A 22,163-nucleotide genomic window follows, 5' to 3' on the forward strand; every position below is an offset into this window, starting at 1 on the left:
CATGCTCAAAAGAGGGCTATCAAGACTTTGGCTTCGAAACGGAGCAAAAAAATCGCTATTTCAACTGCAACCAATCAAAAACATTGAAAAACCATATAAACATCCAAAGAAAAGGCCCTCTTAAGGGGATCCTTAAGAGGGCCAAGACGGGGGAGAGGGAAAGACCCGGCTTATTTCTGCTCAGAAGGCAGCAGATTTGGATCCAGACTACGAAGATAGGGAACGATTCCAGCCTTGGCCGCAGCCGTGGCGAACGTCATCTTATGGGGGCTTTTCGTCTGATAATTATCATCCGAATTCACGCCGGTTTCGATCGTCGATAACAAGACGGCATCTGTGTACTGAGCCATATAATAAGGTGAGTGATCAATGCCGGTTGCTGACCTATGGCAGGTCGCGCAGGCCGCCGAAGGCGTCGCTCCAGCGACCGCAGTTTCATAGCGTTGCTTGCCCGCAGTGACCTGGGCTGCAGTATAGGCGGTAACTTGAATGGCCAAGGGTATTTCCGTGCTGCCCCAGCTTGCTTTGGCCATGCCGCTTCCCGCTTTCAATGTCGTGAGCTCGAAGACTCGTCCTTCGTCGTATTCCTCGGAAAGCTTTGTTGAAACCAGAGTCGCATCCGCAGTGAATTTGATTTTGGCCGCTTCCACGGCAGCTGCTGCGAGATATTCAGGACTATCGTAAACGGCATTGGCCTGCTCTTCCGTGACCTTAATAGTGGGCGGAAGATCGCCGAATACAGCAATATCAATAAGAATTTTATAGGAGTTGGTGCCGTCGTAGCCACTAAAGACTTTGTTGTTTTGGTTGTTGGCGATTTCCGCCGTCCAGGTTAATTTGCTCACCAATTCCGGAACTGAGTAAGTTGGATTGGAAGCGTCCTGTTTCGCTTGATCAGCCTCCTTTTGATCGGAAGACTTGGTCTCAGACGCGGAATCTTTCTCTGCACTTGCCGTTTCCCCATGCTCGGGTTTGCTATCGGTTTGCTTGCCCTGAGAGCAGGCTCCTATCAAAGCGATAGAAGCGAAAAGAATGTGACATCGAATAACCTGCTGCGACATGACCATGGGATACCTCTTGCGAAACGTGAGGCCCTATTGCCTGATAGGTGATCTGGCTCAAGGTGCTCTGTGTTTGTTGGAAGGCTTCAATGCACATTCCCTGCCAAGGAGAAAACTGCCCCTGCACGGGACAGCCATGGGCAGCAGCCATTTCAGTCTGAATGCCGCGGCCGTCATCACTCGTCAATGCAGTGGGGAAATTTGAAATTGTTCGTCAGGACGCTGCTATTCGATAGCGACCCAGAATCCAGCGATGGATCCGCTTCGGGCAGGGACGGGTATATGTTTCACTGGAAAATGCCACAGTGGTTTTGAGGCCATCCCCATAGCAATCGAGAACCTCGGTGAGTTCAATCAGCTCAGCACCGGGAATTCTTTGCGGCACGAAGTTATCCATCAAAAGATAGAATTCGCCAGCCTTTTTAAGTTCCTCCCACCGCCACGGATTCATGCCTTCGCGGCGAATCAATTCGGAGGTGCGAGCGATGCCGGGCCACTGTTGAACTTTCAACGAGGGCGCGTAGAAGGCCAGCTGGCTGACGTTTTGATAGGTGTCCACAAGGACGGGAGCGGGTAGGGTTTGGAGATAGGCGCTTAATTCCTTATAGCCATGTGTTTCTTTGAGTATGCGATCCTTATGCGGTTTGGTGCCGGGCAAGGGATGATGGTTATGGAGCGTGAGAAGAAGCGTGATCAGAAGGTTGAGAGAGGCGCCTACGATCAAGGCTTTATCTGAGAAACGGTAGTATTGGGTCAGGACGATGGCGGCTCCGATCAGATACATCGCCGGCCAGTTGGCTTCAATGAATTGAAAGGGGCTGAGCAAGGCGAAGAGGCCCACGGGAACCAGAGCGGCTGCCCAGGCCAAGGCTTTGAGTTCGGGCTTGGGCCAACTGGGGGTTGCGCGACGGCGTTTGAAGATCGCCATTCCCAGGGGGACGAGCAGAAGACCCCAAAGTCCGATCTGGCCTCCGATATAGCCTGTGAAATTGTTCAACCGCTTTTGCCAGGGTGGGACGGGTGGTTTCGGCTTCTTGACTTCGTCGTCGGGCAGTTTGAAATAGTTGGCGAGGCGATTCTCAACGCCATCTTTAGGAGCTTCCATCGCAGGCGGTAAATCGGTGCCCTTCTCCATATCGACTGTATAGACACTCATGAGACCACGGCCGAATTGAAAACGCAGCGTGATCCAGTCATGATTATTCAGCCAGAGAAGATGTGGCAGCATCCCGATCAGGCACATCAGTCCCCCGAGGTAAGGCCATGGACGTTTCAGATGCTGAGGCCGGGCCAAAAGCCCGATCAGGAAAACAGGACCAATCAAGGCCATCGTGTATTTGCCCATAAAGCCCAGACCTGTGAATAGACCTGCACTGAGCCAGCGTTTGGGATTGTCATCCAGGGCGGCAGCCGCTTCATGCAAGGCAAGGATCCAGCAGAAAATCATGGGAATATCAGGCGTTGTTATATAACCCTGAATCACAGCCGCCGCGCTGCAGCTGGCGAGAACCAGGCCCTGAACAAGACGGGAACCTTCCAGACCCATGCGGCGGAACAAGCTGATGAGCACCGGCAAAGAGAGAAGGCTTAACAGGAAAGTCCCGAGCCGTGACATCACCGCAGACCCTGGAATGAGCTGTCCCGCAGCAGAAAGAAAGGCTACAAGCGGGGGATGATCGAAGTATCCGCCATCCAGAAAGCGGCTCCAAAGAAAATAATAGGCTTCATCCTGAGCTGGCGGCAACCAGATGGCATTGATCAAACGGGTCAGTGCGAGGGCCACGAATAGAGTAATAAAAGCCTTGCGAGGCAACGCTGCGGACAAAATAATTTCCTTCCTTCACACCGGGGGGAGGCGGCGGATGAGCCGGTGAATGAGCTGGGTTTGACGCTTTAAACTGGTCTGCGTGCGAACGGCTTGAGTCAATGCCCCGGACGTGCCGACCAGAATCGCCAGACGCCGTGCCCTGGTCAGCGCGGTATAAATCAGGTTGCGCTGCAGCATGATGTAGTGCTGCATGCTGACCGGAATGATCACCACGGGAAATTCGCTGCCCTGCGATTTATGAATGGTGATGGCGTAGGCGAGTTTCAAATCATAGACCTGGTCTTTGGTATAGGTCACCCTGCGATCGCCGAAGTTCACAAGGACCTGCCCACCATCAAAACCCGCGTGCTCGATAAAGCCAATATCACCGTTAAAGACGTTGAGTTCGTAGTTATTGACAGTTTGGATCACCTTGTCCCCGGGTCGGAAGCTCGTGGTCTCCGTCTCCAGTTTCTCGCCGAATTTCTGCACCGGGTTCAAAAGATTCTGCAGCTCTTCATTCAAAACGCTGGTCCCCAGAGGACCTTTGTTCATCGGCGTAAGGACCTGCACGTCGCGCATGATGTTATACGGCGTTTTCTCGGGCAGAGTTTTCGCCAGGAGTTCCTTGATCGCTTCCTTCACCGCTTCCGGGTCATTGATCGTAAGGAACTGACAGTCGCTCGGACCCTCGGGGAAAACAGGCGTTTCCCCACGGTTGATGGCATGGGCCATCTGAACGATATGCGAGCCCGCGGCCTGGCGGAAAATCCGATTCAGTTTGGTATAGGGAACCACACCGGATTCAATCATATCGCGAAGGACGTTGCCCGGACCCACCGAAGGCAGCTGATCCACGTCACCGATGAAGATGACCTGGGCATCATCCTTCACGGCCTTCATCAGCGAAGCGGCCAGGTGAATATCGAGCATCGAGGCTTCGTCGATAATAATAACCTGAGCTTCGAGAGGAGTGACCTCATCCCGCAGAAAGGTGTGCTCTGTCGCGGACCATTCCAGCAGGCGGTGGATGGTCTTCGCTCCGATCGCCGCCACTTCCGACAGACGCTGGGCCGCACGGCCTGTGGGAGCGGCCAGGGCCACTGATTTATTCATCTTGATCAAAAGACGAATGATGGCGTTGGCCGTGGTTGTTTTCCCGACACCCGGACCACCCGTCAGCACGAAGACCCGATTGCAGACGGCCTTGCGGACAGCATCCAGCTGCTCCTCGGAAAAGGAGGCGCCCGACATGCTCGAATAGCTTTGCAGCCAACGGTCGATGCGCTCCACCTGATCGCCCATATCCAGCCGATTGCGCAGAAGATCACTCAATTTTTCGGCAACGCGTGTTTCCGCCTGAAATGTTCGGGCCGAATAATAGATATCCAGCGTCGCCCCATCATCCAGGATGGATTCATCGAAGACGAGTCGGCCTTCATCAATCAAACCATCCAGCGCCACTTCCATCAGCTCTTCGATCCGCGGCTGCGGCAGGCGCAAAAGACGGCTGAGCCCCTCAGCGATTTGAAGACGATTCTGATAGCAATGCCCTTCCTCTTCCGCCTGCTCCAGTTGAAAGAGGATGGCCGCACTGATCCGCGGCGGGGCATCGGGTTCCAGGCCCATCTTCAACGCTATTTCATCAGCCGACAGAAAACCGATGCCATCAATATCCCGCGCCAGGCGATAAGGATCTTCCTGAATGACCTTGCGCGTGTCATCGCCGTAACTTTGAATGATGCGATTGATGAAATTCGGGCTGATGCCGAGTTCTGTCAAAAACATTTCCGTATCGCGGTGACGCTTCCTTTCATTCCATGATTCGATGATCTGCTTTTTCTTCTTGGTGCCGATGCTGTCCACTTCCATGAGCCGCTCGGGATCATGGTCAAGGACGTGGAGGGTCCGCAGCCCGAAATGATCGACGATGCGCTTGGCCGTGACCTCGCCGATGCCGCGAATCAGGCCCGATTTCAGATAGCGCAAAATCCCGGAAACCGAGGCTGGATGGCTCGATGTATAGCGGGAAACCTTGAATTGACGGCCATATTTCTGATTTTCGACCCAGCTGCCCCACATCTGGTAGGATTCGCCCACGGAAATGCGGCCAAACTGGCCCGTGGCGGTGATCATGCGGTCATCACTCTCCACACGCAGACGAATCACGGACCAGCCGTTTTCCTGATTTTGATAAGAGATTTTCTGCAGTTCGCCCTGCAGAGACTCCCCGGATTCGTTCTCGATCACCCGTGCACCTTTTTTTGGAGGGACCATTCGACCTGGATGGCCATCTCAGATTTTTAAAAAAAATTCAGGAATTTCGCAAGTTGTGCCTCATCAGGAGGCTTTTTTTCCGGGTTTTCAGGGCGGCAGCTTTGGGCCCTTCATCCCGTCGGCCCATCAGCCGATAATAAGGTTATGAGCGGAGAAAAGGATTTCTTACCTCAAGGAAATCACGGCCTTTCCCCAAGGGGTAGGCAGTCCGCGTGCAACCCGTTCTTTGGAGCCCAGCCTATGCAGTTTCGTTTCTCCTTCAAACACATGGAAACCTCCCAGGCACTGCAAAACTACGCAAAGGATAAAATTAAAGTCGAGGTGGAGAAATTCGTCACCAAACCCATTGAGGCCCATGTGACGTTTTCCGTGGACCGCCACCAGCATCAGGTGCTTTGCACGCTGGCCGGTGGCGATGGATTTACCGTCAACGTCGAGCATTCCTGCGACGACATGTATGGTTCGGTGGATCACATGATTGATAAGATGGTCACCCAACTCCAACGCAAAAAAGAAAAACTGAAAGATCATAAGCATCATAAAGCGCCGATTCCTTTTGGTGTCGTTCCCGCGGAAGATGATATCGAAGCTGTCCCCATCGACGCTGCAGACATCGTGAAGTTTGAAAAAGTCGCCAAGCAGCGCCGCTAAGCTCATCACCAGGAGCCGCAGCCCACGCTGCGGCTTTCATGAATAATATCCAGCCTCTGCCAAGCCTCCGTTGACCTTTGCCTCATCGAACGCTATCGAAAAGACAGCTGCTGCCATTCGTCGCGCCAAGGAGCTTCCCATGAATCAGCCTCGGGTCCAGGGACTTTTTTTAAGCGGGGGTCAAAGCTCGCGCATGGGGACGGATAAGGCGCTTCTGGAATATGCCGCCGGATCGCCCGAGGTGCTGCGCTGGAAAGCCAGCTTCGATAGCCTCTCGCTGCCTTTTTATTGGAGCCAGCGGCCGGGACAGTATCCGGATGGCTTCCTGCCCCAGATCATGCGTGTCATGGATCAGAATCCCGCTTCCGGGCCTTTGGGAGCCCTCCTATCCGCGCACCACCAGGACCCCGATGCCGCATGGCTGGTGCTGGCCTGTGATTGGCCGCTTCTGGGAGCTTCTGATATTCAGCACCTTCTGAAGCAAAGACATCCCGAACGTGCGGCCACCACCTATCTTCATGAGGGCTTTCGGCAGCCTTTATTCAGCGTCTATGAGCCGGGCTTTTTACGGACGGCAGCCGAGGCCTGGGACAGGGGCCAACAGAGCCTCTATCGGCTGCTGCACGCTTCTGATGCCTGGGAGGTCGCGGTTTTGGATGCTGGGAAATTTTTGAATGCGAATGATCCCGATCAGCGCGCGCAGGTGCTGACACAGATCAGGACGGGTCTGTCTCCACACCACTTTCGTCAAAGTGACCATTGAAGCAGGATTCCGTTTCCATCTTGGTGAAGAAAAGCTTCTTGCAGTAACAGCACTGGTATTTGGCATCCATGCGGATCCATTGTTTGGGAAAGTCCGCCTTGGTCTTGCGCGGAGGCGGGGGAGGCGCGTCGTCGTCGGGCATCTCAACTTCTGACACGCCTTCGTCCTGCGTTTCCACCGTCTCTTCCACTTCTTCTTTGGCTTTGGGAAGCGAAGTCTTGAGCGGTGCTGCCTTCAAGGCGACAAGACGCAAGCGTGAGGGCCGATGGCTGGGCGCTTCGATGGGCAGATCATTCAAAAGCTGCTCATGAACGTGCAGCTGATTGCGATCGCCCTGACAGCGGCGCGCGCAGCTCAAAGCATCGGCTTCGTCCTTGTAATCACGGCAACAGAAATGACAGCGAAAGACCACGTGACGGCCGTTGAGTTTCCGCAGAACCACCGGATAAAGATTCTGCACATCATACCAGCAATGATTCAGACAGTTATTGGCTTCGACCTTGGATTTATATTCACTGCGGCAGATGCTGCAGATATAGGTATCATCGCGACAGATGACCTTTCTGATCACGGGAAGGATAATGCCTGAACTGGTAAGCTGACGTCCCATCGGTTCCCCCGATGGGTTCCATCGGCAGTCCCCGCAGGGGCTTGAGAAAATTGCGGAATAATCGAATATTATTCAATAAAAACAAATGGTTAAATGTCTAAGCGAGGCGCTTCGCTTCCCAGTAGGGAAGGGCCAAACCAAAAATTATGACGACCGCCATTCCGAAGAGAGAGACGGGCGGTATGGTTTCCTGCAGGAAGCAATAGGCTAACATTCCGGAAAAGAGCGGCGCGGAATACTGCAGCGGCGCAACCTGTGTCGCAGGTGCAAGGCGAAAGGCCATGGTCAGAAAAAGCTGGGCCGCCATCGCAGGAAAGATGGATGCGATCAGCCAGGTCCAGCCGATGCTCGTCGTGGGAAAGTGCGAACCCAAAATAAGGAGCATGATGATGCTCAGAATGGATCCTGCCACGCCCAGGCTCAGCATAATCTGTTCATTCCTTACGTTTTTTAGCATGCGTATCGAGAAATACGCAGCCGCCGAGAGAGGACCGCTGAGCATCGCGATCAGAACGTCATGAAATGCAATCGCATGACCGGAGCCGATATTGATGCCCAGTCCCACCAAGGCCACACCGGCAAAACCAATCAGCAGAGCCACTCCGCGCGTTCGCGTCACGGCCTCATGCCCCATTAAAAGCGCGAGAACGGTGACATAGAGCGGACTCGAATTGGAAAAGAGCGAGGCCATGCCCAAGGGGATGTGAAGAACTCCGTAGTAGTACGCGGTAAGGCTCATGACGCCGGCCATGCCGCGGGCCCAGATCCAGAAGTTTTCACGGGGCTCCAGCTTGCGGGCCGGATATTTGCGCAGCATCATGATGCAGAGCAGAGAAAGAGCGAGCGAACGCAGGAGCATGGGCTCCCAGGGCGTCAGCTTAAAAGCCTGCCCGGACACCTGGGATTCCGCGCGTTCGCTGAGGCGGATCAGGAGGATGTTGCTGCTGAAACTGAATTGAGCCAGCAGCATGTAAAGAAACGCCCGCAGCGGGCGATCGGATTTTATGTCCACGGATGTCTTACAAACGTCCTTCCTGGGCTGAGACGATATCGGTCTTGATCACAGACCCATATTTTTTGGCAATATCCTGGATTTTGGAGGCCTGCCCGATCAGAAGCACATCGAGTTTTTCCGTCGGGAAATGCTTTTTGATCAGCTCATTGGCCCGGTCTACAGTCAGTCCATTCACTTCCGCTTCGAAGTTATTGATGATGGCATCGGACAGGCCGTAAACCCACATTTCCACCAGAAGACCGCTCAGTGCCGCCGCTGTTTCGTAACGGGGTGGGAACTGGCCTTTGACATAAGCCTTGGCGGAATCGAGCGTCGCGGCATCCACGCCGGACTTCACAAAGCCCTTGTAGGTCTTGAACGCAATTTCCAGGGCTTTTTCCGTATTTTCCGTCGCGGTAAACGAAGAGATCGCGAAGGTGCCGGAGTTTTTCAGGCCTTCAAAACGGCTGCGGGCACCATAGGTCAAACCTGTTTTGACCCGAAGCTCTTCATTCAGAAGCGAGGTGAAGCGTCCGCCGAGGATGGTGTTGACCACCTGAAGGCCGATCCAATCCTGACTGTCGCGTCGCACGCCAAGGCCACCGATGCGGAAGGTGGTTTCATGAGCATCGCTTTTATCCACGAGCAGGACCCGGCCGGTGGGAGCCTTGGCTTGAACGGCCGCGGCTGGCGTGGGGGCCGCGTTTGCTTGTCCTGGGGACCAGGATCCGAAGGTGTCGGCCAGAAGTTTTTTCATGGCCGTGGCATCAAAATCACCGACGACGCTGATCGCAGCATACTGGGGCCGGTAGGCCCTGGTATGGAATTTCTGCAGATCGTTGCGATTGAGTTTGCCGATGCTGAGCGGCGTTCCTTCAAGAGGCGAGCCGTAGGGATGCTTTTCAAACACGAGGCGATTGAAGAACTGATCAGCAACTTGATTCGGGCTTTCCTTGGCCTTCTTCAGTTCTGATACGGTTCTCTCACGCAGCTTGACCACTTCCTTATCGGGGAAGGTAGGGGCGATCACGATCTCGCTGAAAACCGGCAGGAGTTTCGCGGCGTCCTTGGCGGCCAGCGAGAGCTGGACGGTCGTGAAGTCCTGATCAATGCCAGCCCCAAAGTAGGCGCCATGAAAATCGAAGAGGTCTTCGAGCTTGTCTTTGCTGTAATTTTTTGTTCCGAGGTCCAGCGCTTCACCCGTAAAAGACGCGAGTCCATACTGAGCGCCATCATTCGCACTGCCTGACTGTATGCCAACCGTCACATGCAGAAGGGGAACTTCCTTCTGCGGCATCAGGTAGACCTTCAAGCCATTCGACAGCGCATAGGATTCATAAGCGGGCAGCTTGAATGTCTCGGCGGCGGCAGGGCCCGCGAGGGTCAAGGCTATGGCCGCCGAGCTCACGATTCGACTGAATATCTGCAACATGGGAGCCTTCCTTTCAGTAACGGAAATCAGCGGGTTCCTGTTTATCCTGCACACCCACTGTGCGATTGCTCTTCAGGAAATAGGTGTTCATCACGCGGGTGATGTCCGCGGGGGTGACCTTTTCATAGGAGCCGGCCGCATCGAAAAGTTTTTGATAGCCGCCGTGGAAGACTTCAAAATCACCGAGCAGCTGGGATTTGCCGTTGATCGTTTCCATGCGCCGATAGAGGTCGACGACTTTCTTATTCTTGGCCTTCTGGAGTTCCTGCGCGGACACCGGCTTTTTCCTCATCAGGTCGATCTCGCTCAGAAGGAGCCGCTCCATTTCCCTTGGATCCTTGCCTTCCATGCCGGATACGAAGATGGCGAAAAAAGTCGGATCAAAGGCCTGAGGCAGATCGGAGCTGACACTCGAGGCTATCCGCTTGTCATCCACCAGGAGCTTCACAAGGCGCGATGAGGGGCCGCCGGTCAGGATTTCCGTTAGAAGATCGAGCGCGTAGAAATCAGGATGTTTGGTTTCGGGCACGTGATAACCGACCATGACCTGGGGCGCCGTGGTCGCTTCCTTGGCGATGAAGACCCGCTTTTCACCCTGCTGCGGCGGTTCCTTGGTGCGAACTTCAGGGACCTTTTCATCACGGGCGATCACTTCAATCTTATCAGCGAGCAGTTTTTTGACATCGGCGGGTTTGATATCGCCGCTGATCACCATCACCGCATTGCTGGGATTATAGTAGGTGCGGAAATAACGTTCGAGGTCCGCGCGCGTCCAGGCTTTGATATCCGATTCAAAGCCGATGACCGGCCATGTGTAAGGATGAGCTTCAAAAGCTGCCGCCTTCGAGGCTTCATACAGACGTTCCCAGGGATCATTCTCAAGACCCGTGGAGCGTTCGGAAAGGACCACGCCGCGCTCGCTCTCGGTTTTGGCGTCGTCAATCTTCAGATGGGCGATACGGTCGGCTTCGAGGTCCACGATCGTGGGCATCGCCGTGGCGGTGAACCAGTTCGTGTAAACGGTAACGTCCGCAGTGGTATAGGCGTTGTTGGAACCGCCCGAGGCTTCCATGACCTTGTCGAAGGATCCGGGTGGATAGTTTTTCGAGCCATTGAACATCATGTGCTCAAAGAAGTGCGAGAGGCCGGTGATGCCGGGCACTTCATTGCGTGAGCCCACTTTCCAAAAGGTATACATATTGGCATTTGGAATGGAATGGTCTTCCAGCAGCAGGACTTTCATGCCGTTCTTCAGCTGCAGAACTTCCACGTCGCTGCTTTGCATGACAGCCTGGGCTGAACCCGCAAAGCCAAAGAGAGCGCCCCACACAGCGTATTGCCAAGCTTTCACAAAAACCTCCTTGTGACCGAAACTCCACGAGATATATGGCAGACGACTGCCGGCGGGAGCAACAGCTTAAATGCCGAGCCATGATGTAACAGACAAAAACGCCAGAGTTCCCTGCCAGTGATCGGTCACGCTCTGCTTTTCGCCGGCTTTTACATAGCTGGCCTGCATCTGCGATTGAACCGGAACACTGAAGCCCAGGCTGAAAACCACGCCTTCAATGCGGGTGGTGATCCATTCGGGTTTGTGACCCTGGGGACGCGGGGCCTGCCAAAGGCTATAAAACAAGGCCGGTTGCACAAAGATCCAGCGGCTGCGAACGACCCAGCTGCTGGACACGGATCCGTCACTCAGGGTGCGATCCTGATAGGAACGGGCGATCCATTCGTTGTATTCAACGCCAAGTTCCAGGCCCAGATCACCCCCGGGGCTGCGCAGCTGGCGTCCAGGAAGGGCATGGCCAGCACGGAAGCGGAAACCGGTGCCGATAAAATCGAGCGGCGGACTGTCGAGCAGGCGCTGGCCGTTGGGGCCCAGCATCAGACTGATTTCCACAAGGCTCCACCACGCTGGGCGCACCCAGCCGCGACCGATGTCGATGTTGGGGGCCAGGGCTTTGATCTCATAATTGTAGTCCGCTTGAATATCGAGACGGCGGAGGCTGGCTCCGATGCTCCAGGCATGTTCGCGCGGGGTGAATGACGGGGCCCCGGACGGTGGGGCCGCAGGTGGAGGAGCGGTCTCGGCTTCTGCGAAGAGGCCCAGGTTTGAACCGAGCAGCAGAAGCGCGAGGCTATTACGAATTGATGCTTGCATGACGTTTTTTATCGATAAATTGGATGATGATGATGGAAATCTCATAGAGCAGCCACATGGGGAAGGCCATGATCAGCTGACCCACAGGATCCGGAGTCGGTGTGATGATGGCGGCGACTATGAAGAAGGCCACAAGCACCACCCGACGATTTTTCTTAAGCGATGCCGCGCTGATCACCCCGACCATCGAAAGGACGATCAGGATGATGGGCGTTTCAAAAATAAGTCCAAAGCCCAGCATCAGAAGGGTGAGCAGCGACATGTAGTCGCTGACCGTGATGATGGGCGTGGCCACCGTTTGCCCCAGGCCGATCAGATATTGCAGCGACCACGGCACCATGATGAAGTAGCAGAATCCGACTCCGGTCACGAACAGAAGAACGGCGGATACCAAAAAGGGCAGCGCATATTTCTTTTCGTGGGCGTAAAGAGCGGGCTCGACGAAACGCCAGAGCTGATAGAGCCAGATCGGGCAGCCAAGGACCATGGCGACAAAGAGCGCGAGTTTGCACTGGGCCATGAAAACATCCATGGGGCCGGTAAAGTGCAGGGCATTCGCGCCTTTCGGCAGAACGTCAATCAAAGGCTGTTTTAAAAAATTAAGAATGTGCTCCGAAAAATAAAAAGCGCCGATGAAGAGGAGAAGGATAGCCAGGACGGATTTGAACAGGCGTGAACGCAGTTCGTCCACATGTTCCAAAAGCCCCATGACCTTGAGATTTTCACCGCGGGTAGCCGCTTCCTCGCCGCCGTCCAACTTTCCTTGTTCTGTCATCTTCAGTGCGCCTCTAACCAGTTATCGCCAAATCCGACTTCAACTTTCAAAGGAACGCCGAGGTCCATGGCATGCTCCATCTCGTCCTTGATGAGGCGCATGACCGGCTCGACTTCCGTCCGTGGGCATTCAAAAACCAATTCATCGTGGACCTGAAGAAGCATTTTAGCATGGTATGGTGATTCCTCCAGCTTCTTTTGGACCAGAATCATGGCCTTTTTGATAAGATCAGCGGCACTCCCTTGAACAGGTGAATTCACCGCAATATTTTGCGCATTCGCCAATCCAGCCCCGTCCTGGCTGTTGTTAATTTCCTTTAAAGGCCGGCGACGGCCCAGAAGCGTGCGCGTATACTCATGCTCACGCGCAAAGTGAATGGATTTCTCAATATAACTCCGAATCTTCGGATAGCTCGTAAAATAACGATCAATAAATTCCTTGGCTTCCTTCATGGAAACCCCGGTTTCCCGGGCGAGGCGCTGGGGGCCCATTCCATAAATGATACCGAAGTTGATGGCCTTGGCCTGGGACCTTTGATTCGGGGTCACCTCGGCAGCTGGGACGCCCAGAATTTTGGCAGCCGTGGCCGTGTGAATGTCCAGACCCTGGGCGAAGGCGTCTTTCAGGTTCTCATCCTCGGCAAGCGCAGCCAGAATGCGCAGCTCGATCTGCGAGTAGTCCGCTGAGACAATGACCCAGTCTTTTTGTGAGGGACGGAAGGCCTTGCGGATCTCACGCCCGGCTTCGGAGCGGATCGGAATGTTCTGCATATTGGGGTCGGACGAACTCAGGCGGCCGGTGGCCGTGCCCGTCTGATGAAAGTGGGTATGAATCCGGGTCGTACCGGAATGGATCAGCTGCGGCAGACTGTCGACATAGGTGTTCTTGAGTTTGGTGACCATGCGATAGGTGAGCAGCGCCTTGGGCAAGGGATGGCCTTCCATCTGCTCCAAAACCGAAACGTCGGTGGAATAGCCGGACTTGGTTTTTTTGATCCTTTTCAGGCCCAAAAGCTCATGGATTTTCAGCTTTTCAAAGAGGATGACCTGCAGCTGTTTCGGGGAATTGATGTTAAAGGTCTCGCCGGCCTCTTTGTAAATCTCCTTTTCCAGAGTGGCCGCCTGATCGGCGAGCTTATTGGAAATCTCGCTCAGGATATCGGTATCCACGTTGATGCCGCGATGCTCCATCTTCGCGAGGATGGGTACCAAGGGCATTTCCACCGTTTCGAAGATGGTGGTGAGTTCCATGGCTTCGAGTTTGGGACGCAGGGCTTTGTATAGGCGCAGGGTATAGTCCGCGTCTTCGCATGCATATTCGGTCAGCTTTTCCAAAGGAGCGCTGAGCATCGAGCCCTTGGCATCCAAAAGCTCGGATGTGGGAATCTTGCGGTAATGAAGATAGCGGAGACAGCAGTCGTCAAGACCGTGGCTGCGTTCAATCGGGTCGATCAAATAAGCGGCCATCATCGTGTCGGCCAGGGGGCCTTCCACCGTGATACCGATATTCGCAAGCATCTGCAGATCGAATTTTTGATTGTGGCCGACCTTCAGAACGCCGGGACGATTCAGAACCTCGGAAATCACCGCTTTCACCCGCTCCTCGGGCACGAGCCGATGGGATTCATGCAGCGGCAGGTAATAGGCTTCGCCTGTTTCCACGGAAAAACTCGCGCCGATCGGCACATCGGAGCAGCGGTCGAGGCCCGTGGTTTCCGTATCGAAGGAAATCGCATCAGCCTGGCTCATGATCTCCACGAAATTTTTCAGCTCGGCTTCCGTGCGCACGACCTGGTAGTTCTGGGCGGCGCGCTCGGCTTCCTGGGATGGCGTCAGCAGCGCCGTGGCCGGCAAGCTTTGCAGGCGCTTTCTGACTTTATCGATATACTGCTTGAATTCCAGCTCTTCCATAAGGGCTAAAAGCTCAGGATTGCCAAGCGCCGTATCGGGATTGCAGCGGAGTTCATCCAGTTCGTGATGAAGCTTATGCTCGGTATGGATGGTCACCAGCTGCTTCGACAGGAAGGCCATGTCGCGATTGGTTTCTAGGTTTTCCCGCTGTCTTTTGTTGCTGATCTTGTCAAGGTTCGCGTAGATGCCGTCGAGGGAATGAAATTCCTGGATGAGCTTGGCCGCGCCCTTGTCCCCGATGCCATGGACGCCGGGAACGTTATCGGAGGCATCGCCCATGAGAGCGAGGATGTCGATCACCTGCTCGGGTTTGCAGCCGAATTTTTCAAACACGCCTTGCAGTTCGATGATGGAATTTTCCCCGCCTTTTTTCGGCTGAAGAAGGCTGATGTGTGGTCCGACCAGCTGCATGAAATCCTTGTCGCCCGAGACGATGGTGACATGGAGTTGCGACGAGGCCTTCTGCACAGCCAGTGAGCCGATCAAATCGTCCGCCTCAAGACCGGGTTCTTTCAGAATAGGCGCCTGCATCGCTTGAAACAGCCGGAACAGCAGCGGGATCTGTGCGGCAAGCTCTTCGGGCATCTCTTTGCGGTTGGCTTTATAGGCTTCATAGAGTTTATGGCGGAAGGTTTGCTCCTTGCTATCGGTGGCAAACACCAGGTAGTCTGGTCTTTCCTTTTCAATGAGGCCCCACAGGAAAAGCAGGGAACCGTAGACAGCGTTCACCGGCTGACCGCTGGAGGTGCTGAGGGAACGGATGGCATAAAAGGTTCGAAAGGCCATAGCCATGGTATCTATGATAAAGAGGCGCTGTTTACTCATTTCAGGCAATCCTTCGGGTGAATGTCTTGCACTCGGCAAGCTACAGGTTTATCTGATTTTTGAGCCGTCGGGTAGGCGCCTTTTCTGCATCCAGGAGGTGACTCGCTTTGTCCACTAAATATTGGCTTATGAAAACCGAACCCGAGACATTTTCGTGGCAGGACCTTTTAAAGCGGCCACGCCGCCGGGAATCCTGGGATGGCGTGCGCAATTATCAGGCGCGGAATTTCATGCGCGATGAGTTCGCGGAAGGGCAGGAGGTTTTCATCTATCACAGCAGCACCGGCGAACCGGCGATCGCAGGCGTGGCGCGGGTGGCGCGTGCGGCTTATCCGGATCCGACAGCGCTCAATCCGGATTCGGAATACTTCGATCCCAAATCTGCCAAGGACGGCAAGTCCAGGTGGGTCATGGTGGACGTGGAGGCTGTCGCGAGCTTTGCGGAGCCGATCACGCTCAAGGCTTTGCGGGAGCACCCGAAACTGCAGGAGATGGCGCTTTTGCAAAGGGGGCAGAGACTTTCCATTCAGCCCGTTCGTCCCGAGGAGTGGAAGATCATCTGCAAAATGGCTAAACTCGTTCCCGTAGGGTGAGGATGGTCTGACAGCCAAGGAGTCGGCATGAAAGCGATAATTTCCAAGCATTTTGTGCTTATTCTGAGCCTCGTTTGGGGCGGCTGTCGGCATACGGAAACAGCTTCGACGCCGCTGTCTCAAGGCGAGGCCACCGTTCATGTGAACCCTGAAGTCCTTGCCACGCAGAAGCTTGATTGGACGGCGAAGAGTCAATACGTCGACATGAAAGTGCCTTATGAACCCATCGCGCAGCTGAAGAAAGAGATCGAAGCACGCGAGGGCGTGGTGCTGCAAAGCCGTGGGGAAGCCCATATCACGGTGATTACTCCGCCCGAGATGACTGTTCTGCGCACACGGCTCAGTCTCGAACAGATCAATGGCACCATTGAAAAATCCCGCATTCAGTCGATACCCATTCAGCTGCAATGCGTTGGCCGCGGTCAGTTGAAGCAGGCCGACCGTAAGCTTGCAACTTACTTTATTGTGGTGCAGGCTCCCGGACTTTTGCAGGTGCGCGAAAAATTGCGTCAGCAGTTTATCGCGGCGGGCGGGGAAAAACAGGCTTTCAGCGTGGAACGCTTCCGACCGCATATTACGGTCGGCTTCACCGAGCGTGACCTGCATCCCGAGGATGGCGTGATCAAGGATAGTCGCAGCTGCCTTTACAAAGTGGAATAGACCTTCATCTGCACGCCGATTTTAAAACTCAGCGCCTGATAGTCAGACGACTGAGGCACACGGCCTTCGATATCCGCACCTGTGCCACTGGTCAGAGTCAGTTTGTTACCGGGAGCCACGTCCTCGCGTTCGAGGCGTCCGGCCGCCGCATCCCAGGTCTGCTGAGCGCTATCCCACTGCACACCGGCCAGGAACGAAAGACGCTCGTTCATGCGGCGGGTCACCGAAAATTCGTGACGCAAAGATCTTTGGGACATGCCGGAGAGATGGAGGTTCTGGGCGCTGCTGGCGGTGGAAATATTCCGGTCCTGCTCGCCCTGGCCCATGGAAAAGCCCAAATTGTAGGCCAATTTCCACTGTTCGGTCAGATCGTAGTCTACATTCAGGCCGAGACCGAGGGTCCGGGCCTGGTAGCTGTTCAGATAGGTGGCGCTTTCGTCCTCACGAAAAACCGACCAGCGCTGCTCGACGAATTCGACCCGGGGACTCAGAGCCCAGGCGCCAGCATCGTAGAGTACGACATTGCAGCCTAAACCCACGCCAGTCAACGAATCCAGAGAGCCTTCGCTGCTGGAGCCGCCGCCGATAAAGGGCGCAAGATCACAGGAAACTTCATTCCTCTGCGAAACCTGAGTATTCAATGCGGCCAAAGCCAATGCTGCGATCCAAACCATAAAGTGGTCCTACCCCTTGAATTTCTAGCGAGACTTGGTTTACTAAAGATTCGATGGCGAGTCCAGATCAAAAGGCAGCTTTGGCGCGTCAATATTGAGGAATCGTTCTCAGCCTTATTGACTCAGGTAAGGCAGTTTATCCCAAAGCGCGGATGCCTATGCTAAGATTCGAAATGGAGACGGTTCGGTCTCCCCAGCAATCCACTCTTTTCTCAAATTTGATTGGAGAACCAGCGTTGTTGTGGAAAGTCTATAACATTGAAACCGGAAAAATCATGAAGGCGGGATTCGAGTCCGAGGATGATGCCAAGGACTGGGTCGATACTCGCTTCGAAGACCTTGCCGATGAATATGCGGTCGAAGAAATGGACCAGGACGAGGAAGATGATTGGCGTGAAGCCAATGAAGAGGACGCCGACGAGGTGGTCGCTGCCCCCGTCGCTGAAGACGAAGTTGAATTCGCTGATGATGATGACGAGTATCTGGACGAAGACGACGAGGATTCCGATGAAGAATCCCTCGACGAAGTCTTTGAAGACGATGATGACGAAGACTGAGTGATTCGACAGCCTGGCTCCGCAATCACTCGGCTGATCTTCCCTCATGAAGATCGCCGAGTGTTCGTTCCATCCTGCCCAGCGCATCCCGAACTTCCCAGCTTTGAATGGAAAGCGGTGGCACAAAGTACATCGTATTGCCGAGCGTTCGCATGAGCAGGCCGTGACGTCGTGCGACGCCTGGGACCTTTTGCGCCAACGGATGGAAATAATCCCCGGGCCCCGATCCCGGCAATTCAAAGGCTAAAATGCCCCCGATGGCGCGAGGCGAGACAAGGTCAAAGGCCCGAGCGCGGTTTTCAATCCAAAGAGTGCATTCCTCTTCCATGGCCCGCACGCGATCCAGAATCCTTTCACGCCGATAGATATCAAGGGCTGCCAAGGCCGTGGCACAGGCCAGGGCATTGCCGGTAAAAGTGTGGCCGTGAAGCATGGCTTTGCTGCCGTCCTGATCCAGGAAATATTCAAACATGCTCTCGCTTGTCAGGGTCACTGCCAGCGGTAAGGTGCCGCCGGTCAGGCCTTTGGCTATGCAGACGATATCGGGCTGAAGACCGGCGCGTTCAAACGCGAAGTAGGAGCCGAGGCGTCCCATGCCGGTGAAGACTTCATCCAGAATCAAGGGCAGCTGATACTCACGGCAGAGGCGTCCCAAGGTCTGCAGCCAGGTGATGTCCTGCATGTTCATGCCGGAGGCGCCTTGCACCAATGGCTCGATGATCACACCCGCCAGGTCTTTCCCATGGAGCTGGAACATGTTTTCCAGGGCTTTCAGGCCTTCGGGCAGGGCTGCCGGGCCTTGCGGGCAAAGGCGCGAGGCGTGCGATGTTACGGGGCTGAGGCTTTTGCCTTCGAAGAGATAGGGGGAAAAGGCTTTATGAAAACCCTCGGTCGAGGCCACCGACATCGCGCCGAAGGTATCGCCGTGATAGGCGCCACGGAAGAAGAGAAAATTCTTCCGATGATGTACGCCCCGATTCTGCCAGCTTTGAGCGGCCATCTTCAAGGCGACTTCCACGGCGCAGCTGCCATTATCCGTATAAAAAACCCGCGGCAGCTGACCCTGGGAAAGGTCGACCAGTTCCTTGGCCAGAAGGCTCGCGGGTTCATGGGTCGCGCCTGCAAAAATGCAGTGATCAATCTTTCGATGCTGCCTCGCCAGGGCGGCTCCGATTTTTGGATGGCCGTGACCTGTGGAATTGGTCCACCACGAGGCGCTGGCGTCGATCAGTTTTTCGCCCGTGTGGGTTTTCAGATAGATGCCCTGGGCTTTCACGAGCGGCAAAGGTTCGGGTGCGGTTTGATGTTGGGTATAGGGATGCCAGCAGTGTTTTTTATCGTAGGCATACCAGGCGGAGATATCCACGGGCTTTTGCGTTGCCCCGATCACCGCATCAAAAAGTTCTTCGCAGGCTTTTTGCCATTCGGATCCAGGGGAACTTAAATCCATCCAGGGAAAGGCCACGAAACGGTGATCAGGCCGCATGCGGCGAAGGCTTTGCATATTGGCTTCATGCGGGGGACCATTCACAATGACAGCCAGAACATCAAGTCCGGCTTGATCAAGAGCTTCAAGCGTCAGGAGCGTATGATTCAAAGTGCCGAGCCCGCTGCTGGCCACCAGCACCACAGGCAATTCCATGCGCACTGCGGCGTCGCGCCAGGTTTCATTCTCATCATTCAAGGGAACGAGCAGACCGCCGGCGCCTTCCAGCAAAACAGAGACATCGGAGTGCAGGGCTGCGGCAATCTCTTCCACAGTCGGAGCCTTCATTCCGGCCGCACGAGCCGCCTGATCCGGAGATGCGGGGAGGGGATAGGACCAGACGCGGCCTTCGTAGACTTTCATCTTGGGGCATAGGGCGTGCACCTGATCCCGGTCCAGATGCTGACCACCCGTCTGGACGGGTTTCCAATACTGCAGTGGCTGTCCACGCCGCAGGGCGCCTGTCATCAATGCTGCGGATACTATGGTTTTGCCGACATCCGTGCCGGTTCCCGTTACGAATAGCTTCATCGTAAAATCCTCTGGGCCAGTTCGCTGGCCTTCACCTTAAAATCCTTTGCGCCAGTTCGCTGGCCTTCACCGTAAAATCTTTTGCGCCAATTCACTGGCCTTCACCGTAAAATCTTTTGCGCCAGTTCACTCAGAACTTTTTTCAGCCTCTCCTCATCCGCATCCGTGAGCCCCGCATGCAGCGACAAACGCAGGCGGCAGCTGCCTTCGGGAACTGTAGGGGGGCGAATGGCCCGGGCCAGCACGCCCCGTTCCTGGCAGAAAGCTTCGGCGCGCAAAGCGTCGGCTTCCGGGCCCAAAATAATCGGAATAATATGCGTGGCGCTCGCGCCTTTATTAAAGCCGAGCGCATCCAGATGTTCATGCACGCGCACGATTCTTTTTTGAAAGACCCGGCGCTGTTCGTCCAAGGTCTTCATGGTCCGAACACTTTCCCCAAGAGCCGCAGCGGCCCAGGGCGAGGCTCCGGTCGTGAAGATAAAACTGCGTGCCGTGTTGATCAGATGATCGCGAAGCCAGGAAGGGCCGCAGATAAAAGCGCCGCTGCCGGCCATGGCCTTGCCGCAGGGGTTGACGGAAATATATTCGTCATGCGATACGCCCGCAGCTGCCATCCAGCCCTCGCCTTTCGGACCGTAAACCCCAAGCGCATGGGCTTCATCCACGACCAGCACGGCTTCATACCGCTGCGCGAGGGCCGCAAGTTCCCTGGCCGGACAAAGGTCGCCGTCCATGCTGTAAAGGGATTCCACGACAATAATCTTGAGCCTGGCCCGGCTGTCCTGAAGCAGCTGCTCCAGCTCCTGACAATCATTGTGCCGGAAAATTCGCTTGTGCTCGGGTCTGAGACGGGCCAGCCGCATGCCATCAATGAGGCTCGCGTGGTTCCATTCATCGGAAAAATAAACGGCGTCACCAAGGTGCAGGGCGCTCATGAGAGCTTCGTTGGCTGCATAACCGGATGGAAAATAAAGGGCGCTCTCTGCGCCCTTCCAGGCGGCGAAAGCCTGTTCGACCTCGTCATAAATCAGGTGCTCGCCACCCAGAAGGCGGCTCGCTCCCGATCCAGCGGGCCAGGGAGCCGCCGCGGCCAGAGCCCGCTTTTGAAAAGCAGGATCGCCACGCAGCCCCATGTAATCATTGTGCGTGAGATCAAGACCGCGGCTGTCCGTTAAAGGCCTGAGGCGACGTCTTCGCTGCAGAGCGTCGAGCGTCGCCAGTTTCTCCTGGATCAGACCCGCGAGCGTTTTCATCAGTGAACCGCTTGGCAGGATACCCCGGCGTCACTGCCACTCCTGGCATGTTCGGGGGCGGAAGCATGTTCGGGGGCGGAAGCATATTCGGACGCGGAAGCACCGGCTTCAACAGGTTTTAGACCGAGACGCTGGAAAAGAGCGCGATCGCGATCTTCACCGGGATTGGGCGTCGTCAGAAGTTTCTCGCCGGTGAAGATGGAGCTGGCGCCGGCCATGAAACAAAGGGCCTGAGCCTCGTCACTCATCTGGGTGCGGCCTGCGGAGAGGCGTACACGACTGGCCGGCATGATAATGCAGGCCGTGGCGATGGTGCGAACCATCTCGAAGATGTCGATTTCGTCTTTATCCGCCAAAGGCGTGCCTTCGACTTTGACCAAAAGGTTGACCGGAACCGATTCAGGATGTGGACTCAGGGAATGGAGCTGATGCAGAAGGCCCACGCGATCGCCTTTGGTTTCGCCCATGCCGACGATGCCGCCGCAGCAGACGGTCATGCCCGCTTTGCGTACGTTGTCGAGCGTGTCGAGCCTATCCTGATAGACGCGTGTGCTGATGATGTCGCCGTAGTATTCCGGCGAGGTATCGAGGTTGTGATTATAGGCATAAACGCCGGCTTCCGCGAGCTGCTGCGCCTGCTCTGTGTCGAGCATGCCCAGAGTCGTACAGACTTCCAAGCCTAATTTACGCACTTCACGTACCGCTTCCAGGACCTGATCGAACTGCGGTCCTTTCTTCGGCGGATTGCGCCAGGCCGCTCCCATACAGAAACGGCTCGAACCATTTTCCTTGGCTTCCTTGGCAGCGCTCACGATGGTTTCCACGGGCAGAAGCCCATGCGCGGCCACATTGGTTTCGTAATGGGCGCTCTGCGGGCAGTACGCGCAGTTTTCCTTGCAGCCGCCGGTTTTTATCGACAGCAGTGTGCTCATCTGAATTTCATCCGGAGCGTAGTAGCGTCTATGGACACTTTGCGCCAGATACACCAGGGTGGTGATGGGCAAATCGTAGATCGCCTGGATCTCTTCGCGAGTCAGGTCGTAGCGTGGTTCGCCCAAGGCCAATTGTTCCAGGTCCAACATCCAAAAACCCCCTCTTTTGATCCTCCATTGGGCCTCAGTCTTAGTACAATTCACGGGT

The 22,163-nt window shown here is 55.2% G+C and carries 19 protein-coding genes; 5 read left to right on the plus strand and 14 right to left on the minus strand.

The features are described 5' to 3' along the window. Positions 1–170 precede the first annotated feature (170 nt). From VFO10_RS21180 to VFO10_RS21190, 3 genes are all read right to left on the minus strand, one after another. A complete protein-coding gene (locus VFO10_RS21180; protein ID WP_325143951.1) occupies positions 171–1,067 on the minus strand; it encodes a hypothetical protein in 897 nt (298 codons plus the stop codon). A 208-nt stretch (positions 1,068–1,275) separates the two neighbouring features. Further along, positions 1,276–2,886: an ArnT family glycosyltransferase gene (locus VFO10_RS21185; protein ID WP_325143953.1), complete on the minus strand. Its 1,611-nt coding sequence runs from the start codon at positions 2,884–2,886 to the stop codon at positions 1,276–1,278. 15 nt (positions 2,887–2,901) lie between these two features. Further along, entirely contained in the window at positions 2,902–5,118 is a 2,217-nt protein-coding gene (locus tag VFO10_RS21190; protein ID WP_325143955.1) for an ATP-dependent RecD-like DNA helicase, read from the minus strand. A gap of 267 nt (positions 5,119–5,385) precedes the next feature. Here VFO10_RS21190 and hpf point away from each other — a divergent pair, with 267 nt between their 5' ends. After that, entirely contained in the window at positions 5,386–5,796 is a 411-nt protein-coding gene (gene hpf, locus VFO10_RS21195; RefSeq protein ID WP_325143957.1) for a ribosome hibernation-promoting factor, HPF/YfiA family, read from the plus strand. A gap of 139 nt (positions 5,797–5,935) precedes the next feature. Then, the gene (mobA, locus tag VFO10_RS21200) at positions 5,936–6,559 is read left to right on the plus strand and encodes a molybdenum cofactor guanylyltransferase (RefSeq protein WP_325143959.1); all 624 of its coding nucleotides are present in this window, start codon (positions 5,936–5,938) and stop codon (positions 6,557–6,559) included. Here mobA and VFO10_RS21205 read toward each other — a convergent pair. The 7 genes from VFO10_RS21205 to polA all read right to left on the minus strand — a co-directional run bounded on the left by VFO10_RS21205 (position 6,513) and on the right by polA (position 15,269). Then, a complete protein-coding gene (locus VFO10_RS21205) occupies positions 6,513–7,169 on the minus strand; it encodes a hypothetical protein (protein WP_325143961.1) in 657 nt (218 codons plus the stop codon). The genes mobA and VFO10_RS21205 overlap by 47 nt on opposite strands. A gap of 97 nt (positions 7,170–7,266) precedes the next feature. After that, positions 7,267–8,181, minus strand: a complete 915-nt coding sequence (locus tag VFO10_RS21210; RefSeq protein ID WP_325143963.1) for a DMT family transporter — start codon at positions 8,179–8,181, stop codon at positions 7,267–7,269. A gap of 7 nt (positions 8,182–8,188) precedes the next feature. Continuing rightward, positions 8,189–9,595 (minus strand): pitrilysin family protein, encoded by a 1,407-nt coding sequence (locus VFO10_RS21215; RefSeq protein ID WP_325143965.1) that lies wholly within the window; start codon positions 9,593–9,595, stop codon positions 8,189–8,191. 13 nt (positions 9,596–9,608) lie between these two features. Further along, positions 9,609–10,946 (minus strand): pitrilysin family protein, encoded by a 1,338-nt coding sequence (locus tag VFO10_RS21220; RefSeq protein WP_325143966.1) that lies wholly within the window; start codon positions 10,944–10,946, stop codon positions 9,609–9,611. A gap of 66 nt (positions 10,947–11,012) precedes the next feature. After that, a complete protein-coding gene (locus VFO10_RS21225; protein WP_325143968.1) occupies positions 11,013–11,759 on the minus strand; it encodes a hypothetical protein in 747 nt (248 codons plus the stop codon). Beyond that, complete coding sequence (gene tatC / locus VFO10_RS21230; protein WP_325143970.1) at positions 11,740–12,534, minus strand: twin-arginine translocase subunit TatC; 795 nt, start codon at positions 12,532–12,534, stop codon at positions 11,740–11,742. Before tatC ends, VFO10_RS21225 begins: the two co-directional genes overlap by 20 nt. A 2-nt stretch (positions 12,535–12,536) precedes the next feature. Next, positions 12,537–15,269 (minus strand): DNA polymerase I, encoded by a 2,733-nt coding sequence (gene polA / locus VFO10_RS21235; RefSeq protein WP_325143972.1) that lies wholly within the window; start codon positions 15,267–15,269, stop codon positions 12,537–12,539. Positions 15,270–15,376: 107 nt separating this feature from the next. On the opposite strand from polA, the gene VFO10_RS21240 reads away from it, so the two are divergent. Beyond that, the gene (locus VFO10_RS21240; protein ID WP_325143974.1) at positions 15,377–15,862 is read left to right on the plus strand and encodes an EVE domain-containing protein; all 486 of its coding nucleotides are present in this window, start codon (positions 15,377–15,379) and stop codon (positions 15,860–15,862) included. Between the two features lie 27 nt (positions 15,863–15,889). After that, positions 15,890–16,522: a 2'-5' RNA ligase family protein gene (locus VFO10_RS21245; RefSeq protein ID WP_325143976.1), complete on the plus strand. Its 633-nt coding sequence runs from the start codon at positions 15,890–15,892 to the stop codon at positions 16,520–16,522. Here the strand turns inward: VFO10_RS21245 and VFO10_RS21250 are convergent. Further along, positions 16,507–17,196, minus strand: coding sequence for a hypothetical protein (locus VFO10_RS21250; protein ID WP_325143978.1), 690 nt, complete (start codon positions 17,194–17,196; stop codon positions 16,507–16,509). The genes VFO10_RS21245 and VFO10_RS21250 overlap by 16 nt on opposite strands. A 236-nt stretch (positions 17,197–17,432) precedes the next feature. On the opposite strand from VFO10_RS21250, the gene VFO10_RS21255 reads away from it, so the two are divergent. Further along, the gene (locus VFO10_RS21255) at positions 17,433–17,753 is read left to right on the plus strand and encodes a hypothetical protein (protein ID WP_325143981.1); all 321 of its coding nucleotides are present in this window, start codon (positions 17,433–17,435) and stop codon (positions 17,751–17,753) included. Positions 17,754–17,778: 25 nt separating this feature from the next. Here the strand turns inward: VFO10_RS21255 and bioA are convergent, their stop codons facing one another. The 3 genes from bioA to bioB all read right to left on the minus strand — a co-directional run bounded on the left by bioA (position 17,779) and on the right by bioB (position 22,081). Then, positions 17,779–19,770, minus strand: a complete 1,992-nt coding sequence (bioA, locus tag VFO10_RS21260) for an adenosylmethionine--8-amino-7-oxononanoate transaminase (RefSeq protein WP_325143982.1) — start codon at positions 19,768–19,770, stop codon at positions 17,779–17,781. A 101-nt stretch (positions 19,771–19,871) separates the two neighbouring features. Next, positions 19,872–21,023, minus strand: coding sequence for an 8-amino-7-oxononanoate synthase (locus tag VFO10_RS21265; RefSeq protein ID WP_325143983.1), 1,152 nt, complete (start codon positions 21,021–21,023; stop codon positions 19,872–19,874). Further along, positions 21,023–22,081, minus strand: a complete 1,059-nt coding sequence (gene bioB, locus VFO10_RS21270; RefSeq protein ID WP_349259381.1) for a biotin synthase BioB — start codon at positions 22,079–22,081, stop codon at positions 21,023–21,025. The genes VFO10_RS21265 and bioB overlap by 1 nt, the downstream gene beginning before the upstream one ends. Between the last annotated feature and the right edge of the window lie 82 nt (positions 22,082–22,163).

Source organism: Oligoflexus sp. (assembly GCF_035712445.1).
Taxonomy (GTDB): Bacteria; Bdellovibrionota_B; Oligoflexia; order Oligoflexales; family Oligoflexaceae; genus Oligoflexus.

Excerpts from the sequence above, each read along its gene's own strand:
- VFO10_RS21250 (WP_325143978.1), bottom strand. The coding sequence starts at position 17,196 with ATGGTTTGGATCGCAGCATTGGCTTTGGCCGCATTGAATACTCAGGTT.
- mobA (WP_325143959.1), top strand. The coding sequence starts at position 5,936 with ATGAATCAGCCTCGGGTCCAGGGACTTTTTTTAAGCGGGGGTCAAAGC.
- VFO10_RS21225 (WP_325143968.1), bottom strand. The coding sequence starts at position 11,759 with ATGCAAGCATCAATTCGTAATAGCCTCGCGCTTCTGCTGCTCGGTTCA.
- bioA (WP_325143982.1), bottom strand. The coding sequence starts at position 19,770 with ATGAAGCTATTCGTAACGGGAACCGGCACGGATGTCGGCAAAACCATA.
- polA (WP_325143972.1), bottom strand. The coding sequence starts at position 15,269 with ATGAGTAAACAGCGCCTCTTTATCATAGATACCATGGCTATGGCCTTT.
- VFO10_RS21265 (WP_325143983.1), bottom strand. The coding sequence starts at position 21,023 with ATGAAAACGCTCGCGGGTCTGATCCAGGAGAAACTGGCGACGCTCGAC.
- tatC (WP_325143970.1), bottom strand. The coding sequence starts at position 12,534 with ATGACAGAACAAGGAAAGTTGGACGGCGGCGAGGAAGCGGCTACCCGC.
- VFO10_RS21180 (WP_325143951.1), bottom strand. The coding sequence starts at position 1,067 with ATGGTCATGTCGCAGCAGGTTATTCGATGTCACATTCTTTTCGCTTCT.
- VFO10_RS21245 (WP_325143976.1), top strand. The coding sequence starts at position 15,890 with ATGAAAGCGATAATTTCCAAGCATTTTGTGCTTATTCTGAGCCTCGTT.
- hpf (WP_325143957.1), top strand. The coding sequence starts at position 5,386 with ATGCAGTTTCGTTTCTCCTTCAAACACATGGAAACCTCCCAGGCACTG.
- VFO10_RS21215 (WP_325143965.1), bottom strand. The coding sequence starts at position 9,595 with ATGTTGCAGATATTCAGTCGAATCGTGAGCTCGGCGGCCATAGCCTTG.
- VFO10_RS21205 (WP_325143961.1), bottom strand. The coding sequence starts at position 7,169 with ATGGGACGTCAGCTTACCAGTTCAGGCATTATCCTTCCCGTGATCAGA.